Source organism: Pleomorphochaeta sp. DL1XJH-081, assembly GCF_049310885.1.
Taxonomy (GTDB): Bacteria; Spirochaetota; Spirochaetia; order Sphaerochaetales; family Sphaerochaetaceae; genus CAYZJV01.
Map to the genome: position 1 here is coordinate 1 of NZ_JBMDYO010000126.1, position 263 is coordinate 263.

Sequence of the window (263 nt, forward strand, 5' to 3'; positions counted from 1 at the left end):
GTTGATGACTTCGTTTCACCTAGTGGGCAAAAAATGCGACTTCCAAAATATTTTTCATGGATCGCTCGAAATGATGCAAAGCAAATTATCTTAAACATTCAGGCAGAAATTGACTGCCCATTCCGCTATGGTCATGGGCGAGGTTATGCAAGTAGCTATATATTTACTGGTCATTATTTTGGCAATGAAGTTCAAGGCCGTGGATACATCGAATATATTGATATCGAAAATCCACAAGCCTTTGAAGATGAATAATCTTACTC

At 38.0% G+C, this 263-nt stretch carries 1 protein-coding gene; it reads left to right on the forward strand.

The genetic code is table 11. The features are described 5' to 3' along the window. The coding region (locus ACODJP_RS14170) for a DUF6670 family protein (protein ID WP_422482599.1) at nt 1-255 on the forward strand (255 nt) is incomplete at its 5' end. Nucleotides 256-263: the final 8 nt, after the last annotated feature.